Here is a 6,031-nt window from a genome sequence, read left to right as displayed (position 1 = left end):
CCACACGTGCTCATCGACGCCGATCACCTTCACCCCTCTCGAACCGGAGCGGGTCATCGATCAAGACCCGCTTTCCCTCGGCCAGGACCGCGGTGTTCGCGGTATTCCACGACACCCCAAGGCCCTCGGCGACCCGGGCGACGGTGAGGTGTTGACACACGATCCCGGCCAGCGCCCAGCGCAGACCCCGTCGGGAGAGTTTCGCCCGCGGCTCGGCGGCCTTAGCGGTGTTCTGCCGCCACACGTGAGCGCATCCGGTGCACCGGTAGCGGCGGACCCGGATCAGCAGCGTCGTTGGCCGCCAGCCGAACGGTTCGTGCGCCAGGCGGCGGGTCACCATGTCCCGTGCAGTGCCTTGGGCTCCGCAGCGCCGGCACCACGAGTCCGGTTCCACTACCTCGCAAACCAGCACCGCACCATCGGGCTTCACCTCCTGACCGATAGCTTCCAGACCGAGTTCATCGAGTCGGCAGAACGTGCTCAGATCGGGTGCAGCGAAGGTAGCGTTGAGCACGTTGAGGTCTTCCGGATGGCGAGCGTGAGAACTTCCATCATCGGAAAACCTCGACCCCTATCCCGTGACCGACGCGCCCATCCCGCTCACACCCCGACTACACCCTCAATTGCGATGAGCCCATAAAGGCTCTTTCGCATTTTTTGCTCCTCATTCGGGCCCCAGGGGCCTCCAGCTGATGCTTACACCCGGTACTACCGGAAGGGTGGGCCTCATGGATGCAGAAGGAGGAGATTATTTTGGAAAGACCACCCTAGGCGTCGTAATCCACCGATACCGCTTCACTGGTGGGACGGGACTGGCAGGTGAGCACGTAGCCCTTCTCGATCTCGTCAGGTTCCAATGCGTAGTTTTCTTCCATCTCCACCGTGCCGGAAACCAGTTTTGCGCGGCATGTCCCACAGACACCGCCAGCACAGGCGAACGGGACGTCTGGCCGGACCCGCAGGGCAGCGTTGAGGATGGATTCCCTCGCGTGGGTGGGGCTTGCCACCTTGCCCAGCAGTCCGTCAAGGTTGAAGGAAATGGTGTAGTTCTCGCCGCCGTCGTCGGCCCGGACCGGACGGCCGATCTGGCCCTCCGGTCGAGCGGGTTCGCCGGTGGAGAAAAGTTCGAACCGGATCTTCTCCTGAGCGACGCCGCGCTCCCCGAGTGTGTCGCGGCACAGCTGGACGAGTTCGAACGGGCCGCAGAGGAACCATTCGTCGACGTCGTCGGTGCGGATCACGGTGCCCAGCAGTTTTTGCAGCTTGTCCGCATCAATCCGGCCGCTCAGCAACGGGGAGATGCGCTGCTCCCGGGACAGCACGTGGTGCAGCGCGAACCGCGCCGGGTAGCGGTCCTTCAGGTCGGCAAGCTCCTCGAGAAACATCACATCCATGGCGGCTTTGTTGGCGTAGATCAGGTCGAAGCGTACGTTGTCGCTCGCGGCGAGGACCGTGCGGGCAATGGCGATCACCGGTGTGATGCCCGAGCCGGCGGCCACTGCGACGAAGGTGCTCTCCCCAGCGACGTCGAGATTCTGCCGCAGGTGTTCGGGCTGGTTGAGTTCGTTCATTTCATGCTTCGAAATGAACTGCCCCATGGGGCTCATGACGTCGAGCCGATCACCGGCCTTCAGCGACTCATTCGCCCAGCTGGAGAAGACCCCACCGAGATCCTTCTTGATGGCGACCCGGATCTCCCCGGGCCGGGGCTCGGCGCAGATGGAATAGCTCCGACGCACCTCAACCGGTTTGCCATCAACATCGAGTGTCGTTCGAAGCGCAACATACTGTCCCGGCAGGTAGTCATATTTGCCGGCCAGGTGCTCCGGCACGGCGAAGGTGACCTCGACGGCGTCGCCGGTGAGCCGCCGGACTTCGGCGACAGTGAGCTCGTTGAAGGCCGTTCGGCGTTGGGTGGACGGGGCGAGCTTGACTGCCATCTAGAGCACCTTGAAGTAGTCGAAAGGTTCCTTGCAGTCCTGGCAGACGTAGAGCGCCTTGCAGGAGGTGGAACCGAAGCGGGTGAGTTCTCGGGTATTGAGGGACGAGCACTGAGGGCATTTTACGCTCAGGCCAACACGGATTGGCCCTGCAGCGGCGTGACCGGTTGGCGGAGCAATCCCGTACTCCGCCAGTTTCGCTTTGCCGGCGTTGGTCATCCAGTCGGTGGTCCAGGCCGGCGCCAGGGTAAGACGGACCTGAACATTCTGGTAGCCGTGGTCGGCGAGCGCGCTGACGACGTCGTCACGGATCGCGTCCATCGCAGGACACCCCGAGTAGGTGGGAGTGATGGTGACAGTGACAGCTCCGTCGTCGTCGACCAGCGCCTGCCGGAGAATGCCTAGATCCTCGATGGTGAGGACGGGAATCTCGGGGTCGACCACTGTGGCGGCGATGTCCCACACGGCGCCCGCGCCGTCGTCAGCCGGACGGTGCGCGGTGTTGGTACTGGCGGTGTTCGTGTTCACTAGTGCTGCCACCGTTACCAGGTGGCGCCGGGGTGCTCACGGGCGAGCACCTGCATTTCAGCCAGCAGGTAACCGAGATGTTCGCTGTGCTTGCCACTACGGCCCCCGCCGATCGCTGCCGGCACGTCGGGGACCTCCAGTTCGGCCTCGGTGAGCAGGGCGGTGATGAGGGAGTCGAACGATGCGCGGAGGGTACTGGGCCGGACGGCTGCGTCGCCGAGTGTGTCAAGGAGCTGGTCGTCGACGAACAGCTCCTCCACGTAGGGCCAGGTCAGTTTAAGGCCGGCAATCATGCGGCGGCGGGACTCGTCGGTGCCAAGGGCAAGGCGCAGCACCCACTGGCTGCTGTGGTCGCGGTGATAGTCCACTTCCTTGACGGCCTTCGCCGCGATCGCGGCGAGGGTGGGATCAGTGGACTTCAGAAGCCGGGAGTAGAGCTCGAACTGGTAGTGGGAGACCAGCAGCTGGCGGGCGATGGTCCGCGCGAAGTCGCCATTGGGCTGGACGAAGAGGTGGGCGCAGCGGAATTCCGGTTCGCGGCGGAAGTAGGCAAGATCGTCTTCGGTCTTGTCCAGGCCGTGTCCTGCGTAGCTGAGGAAGGAGCGGGCATGGCCAATCAGGTCCAGGGCGATATTGCCGAGTGCTACGTCCTCCTCCAACTCCGGGGCCCGCGAAATCCACCAGCCGAGCCGCTGAGCCAAAAGCAGTGAGTCGTCCCCCAAACGCAAAGCATATTCGGCGATGTCGGTGCTCGGCTTGAGATCCGCTGCGGCGATATCCTCGGGCCGGAGCGCGTTGCCCGGTATGATTCGGGTGGCGCTGGCATTCGATTCGCTCACAGGTGCTTCACTCCGTCGCTCTTCGTGTAGTAAGTGGCGTGCCGGTAGTCCTTACCCTGTGGAGATTCGAAGAACTGTCCCTTGGCGTCCGGATCGCTGGTGATCATTGACGACGCCGGCACCACCCAGAGGCTCACACCCTCGTTGCGCCGGGTATACAGGTCCCGGGCATTCCGGACCGCCATCTGGGCATCAGGCGCGTGGAGCGATCCGGCGTGTACGTGCGACAACCCGCGCGACGATCGGACGAATACCTCCCAGAGGGGCCATGGCTGGCGCTTCTGGGGGGTCTCGGGTGCTGGTGCTGTGGATCCGTCATCACCAGTCGTTGACCCGCCGGTCATCTAGGCCGCCTTCTGCTGTGTTGCTGCTTCGAGTGCCTGCTTGTCAGCGTAGGCTGCTGCTGCTTCGCGCACCCAGGCGCCGTCCTCGTGGGCTTCACGACGGCGTTCCATCCGCTGCGCGTTGCAGGGCCCCCGGCCGGCGAGGACTTCCTTGAATTCATCCCAGTCCAGGGGAGCATGCTCCCACTGCTGGGTGTCCTCGTTGAAGCGGATCTCATCGTCAGGGAGGGTCAGGCCCAGGACCTTGACCTGTTCCACCATCATGCCGACAAAGCGTGAGCGCAGTTCGTCGTTGGAGAAGCGCTTGATGTTCCAGGCCATCGACTGTTTGGAATTCGGCGAATCGTCGTCGGGCGGGCCGAACATCATCAGCGACGGTGCGTACCAGCGGTTGACGGCGTCCTGAGCCATTTCCTTCTGCGCCGGCGTGCCATTGGCGAGTTCCAGCAGGATCTCGAAGCCCTGGCGCTGGTGGAAGGACTCTTCCTTGCAGATGCGCACCATGGCACGGCCATAGGGGCCGTAGGAGGCCCGGCAGAGGGGCACCTGATTGGCGATCGCGGCGCCGTCTACCAGCCAACCGATCGCACCCATGTCGGCCCAGGTCACGGCCGGGTAATTAAAGATGCTCGAGTACCGGGCTTTGCCGGCGATCAGGTCCTCGGTCATCTTGTCCCGGGGCGTACCGAGGGTTTCTGCAGCGGAGTACAGATACAGGCCGTGGCCCGCCTCGTCCTGGACCTTGGCCATGAGGATGGCTTTGCGCTTGAGGGATGGCGCACGCGAGATCCAGTTGGCTTCGGGCTGCATACCGATGATCTCGGAGTGGGCGTGCTGGGAAATCTGACGGGCGAGCGTCTTCCGGTAAGCCTCTGGCATCCAGTCACGCGGCTCGATCCGGGAATCCTCGCTGATGAGCCGGTCGAACTGCTCGCGTCCAGCCTGCTCGTCCTGAGTCTCGGACGGCATCTGGTCAACCGCTGGTGCTGCTGCCATGGTGGTCACCTCACTGTGAGCGTCAATGGGACGCGGTGTCGGCCGCAGATTAATAACCGACCGTTCGTTCAGGATATCGGGAGGGTGGCCGGACAGTCAACAGCAGCCGCGGGTTTATCGTCGTCATGGCCTCGCTCCCGCACCGGACCCCCAGTCACCTCGGCCGTCGGCGGCAAAATATCGGAGTGTCGCGCCCGACACGCACTTTACCTCCAGAAGGTGGGGTATCCGGCCCGCGTAGTCACTAGGTAGACAGCCTGACTAGTTAGTGCAACTATATAGCTGTGAACGCAAAACAGTGGCCCAGCGAGTGGACGCGCGGCGCGTTGGGCATGAGTGTGCTCAAAGTCCTCGACGCCGGGCCGACCTATGGCTACGCGATCGCCACGGCTCTGGAGGAAGCAGGGCTCGGCTCGATCAAGGGCGGCACTCTGTACCCACTGCTCACCAGGTTTGAGTCGGCCGAACTGGTCACTACCGAGTGGCGGGCCGGCGACGGCGGCCCCGGCCGCAAATACTTCTCCCTCACGAACGCCGGCCGGGCAGAACTGACCCGACAGATCGCCGACTGGCGCGCCTTTACTACCCAGACACTGACCCATCTGAACGGAGACCCGCGGTGAATGAGATCAAACAAGACCAGCAGTGGCTGACGGATTTTGTCCTGGAGCTCTCACACCAGGGAGTGGATGGGCGCAGCATTGGCGACGCCAAAGCATCAGTCGAGTCACACCTCGCTGACAGTGGGGAGTCGGCGGAAGAGGCCTTCGGTGACCCGGTGGCCTACGCGCATGCCCTCGAGCTGCCCACCGCCCCGGAACCAGGGTTCCCGCGAATACTTATCCCCGCGTTGCTGGGCATCCTCGGCCTGGTGATCTATTTCCCCTCGATCTCAGCTGCGACCCAGCGCGAACCGGTGAGCTTCAGCGGGGTCGAGTTCGCGATGTTCCTGGTTCTCGGACTCACCATGCTCCTGGTTGCGAAGAACATTTTCACGGTGGTGAAGAAGTGGTGGGTACTGCTAGCGATCTGGCTGGCGGTCGTCGGCCTTGGCATCCTGGCCTCGGTCCTGCCGAGGCTCCTCGGTCTTCCTTTGTGGGAAGTCTCAGTCGTTCCCGCCTCGATCCTGTCGGGCGCCCTGATCATCGGCGCAGGATTCTGGATCCGTGCATCGATCAATAGCAGTGAAGGGATTGTGCGGCTCGCCGATGCTGGCGTTCCGGAGCAGGAAACGGCCGTGGAACGCGTGATGGTCGCCACCGTGCCGTGGCTGATGACCATCGGCGCGGGTATCTTTACCGCTGGGTCCCTTCTCATCTAGCCAGCCGCCAGGGGCATACAGGTTTCCCCAGGTACTGCCGCCGTCGTCGGACATGAACCGGCG

7 protein-coding genes and 1 pseudogene are annotated in these 6,031 nt (G+C 63.5%); 2 read left to right on the top strand and 6 right to left on the bottom strand.

What is annotated here, in order from left to right:
- The 6 genes and pseudogenes from Y703_RS18495 to paaA form a co-directional block, all read right to left on the bottom strand.
- Positions 1–514, bottom strand: a pseudogene (locus Y703_RS18495) (transposase family protein); the annotation flags it as partial.
- A gap of 253 nt (positions 515–767) precedes the next feature.
- A complete protein-coding gene (paaE, locus tag Y703_RS0106935) occupies positions 768–1,940 on the bottom strand; it encodes a 1,2-phenylacetyl-CoA epoxidase subunit PaaE (RefSeq protein ID WP_026552123.1) in 1,173 nt (390 codons plus the stop codon).
- Positions 1,941–2,405: a 1,2-phenylacetyl-CoA epoxidase subunit PaaD gene (gene paaD, locus Y703_RS0106930; RefSeq protein ID WP_051427379.1), complete on the bottom strand. Its 465-nt coding sequence runs from the start codon at positions 2,403–2,405 to the stop codon at positions 1,941–1,943.
- A gap of 77 nt (positions 2,406–2,482) precedes the next feature.
- On the bottom strand, positions 2,483–3,307 hold the full coding sequence (gene paaC / locus Y703_RS0106925; RefSeq protein ID WP_026552121.1) for a 1,2-phenylacetyl-CoA epoxidase subunit PaaC: 825 nt from the start codon (positions 3,305–3,307) through the stop codon (positions 2,483–2,485).
- The gene (gene paaB, locus Y703_RS0106920; RefSeq protein ID WP_026552120.1) at positions 3,304–3,651 is read right to left on the bottom strand and encodes a 1,2-phenylacetyl-CoA epoxidase subunit PaaB; all 348 of its coding nucleotides are present in this window, start codon (positions 3,649–3,651) and stop codon (positions 3,304–3,306) included. The genes paaC and paaB overlap by 4 nt, the downstream gene beginning before the upstream one ends.
- Positions 3,652–4,647, bottom strand: coding sequence for a 1,2-phenylacetyl-CoA epoxidase subunit PaaA (paaA, locus tag Y703_RS0106915; RefSeq protein WP_026552119.1), 996 nt, complete (start codon positions 4,645–4,647; stop codon positions 3,652–3,654).
- A gap of 332 nt (positions 4,648–4,979) precedes the next feature.
- On the opposite strand from paaA, the gene Y703_RS0106910 reads away from it, so the two are divergent.
- Positions 4,980–5,270, top strand: a complete 291-nt coding sequence (locus tag Y703_RS0106910) for a PadR family transcriptional regulator (protein ID WP_081743427.1) — start codon at positions 4,980–4,982, stop codon at positions 5,268–5,270.
- Positions 5,267–5,968 carry a hypothetical protein gene (locus tag Y703_RS0106905; protein WP_026552117.1) on the top strand — a complete coding sequence of 234 codons (702 nt, stop codon included), beginning with the start codon at positions 5,267–5,269 and terminating at the stop codon, positions 5,966–5,968. The genes Y703_RS0106910 and Y703_RS0106905 overlap by 4 nt, the downstream gene beginning before the upstream one ends.
- Positions 5,969–6,031: the final 63 nt, after the last annotated feature.

Source organism: Arthrobacter sp. H20 (assembly GCF_000520515.1).
Classification (GTDB): Bacteria; Actinomycetota; Actinomycetes; order Actinomycetales; family Micrococcaceae; genus Arthrobacter_D.
This window is presented reverse-complemented; position numbering and strand designations above follow the sequence as displayed.

Excerpts from the sequence above, each read along its gene's own strand:
- paaE (WP_026552123.1), bottom strand. The coding sequence starts at position 1,940 with ATGGCAGTCAAGCTCGCCCCGTCCACCCAACGCCGAACGGCCTTCAAC.
- paaB (WP_026552120.1), bottom strand. The coding sequence starts at position 3,651 with ATGACCGGCGGGTCAACGACTGGTGATGACGGATCCACAGCACCAGCA.
- paaA (WP_026552119.1), bottom strand. The coding sequence starts at position 4,647 with ATGGCAGCAGCACCAGCGGTTGACCAGATGCCGTCCGAGACTCAGGAC.
- Y703_RS0106910 (WP_081743427.1), top strand. The coding sequence starts at position 4,980 with ATGAGTGTGCTCAAAGTCCTCGACGCCGGGCCGACCTATGGCTACGCG.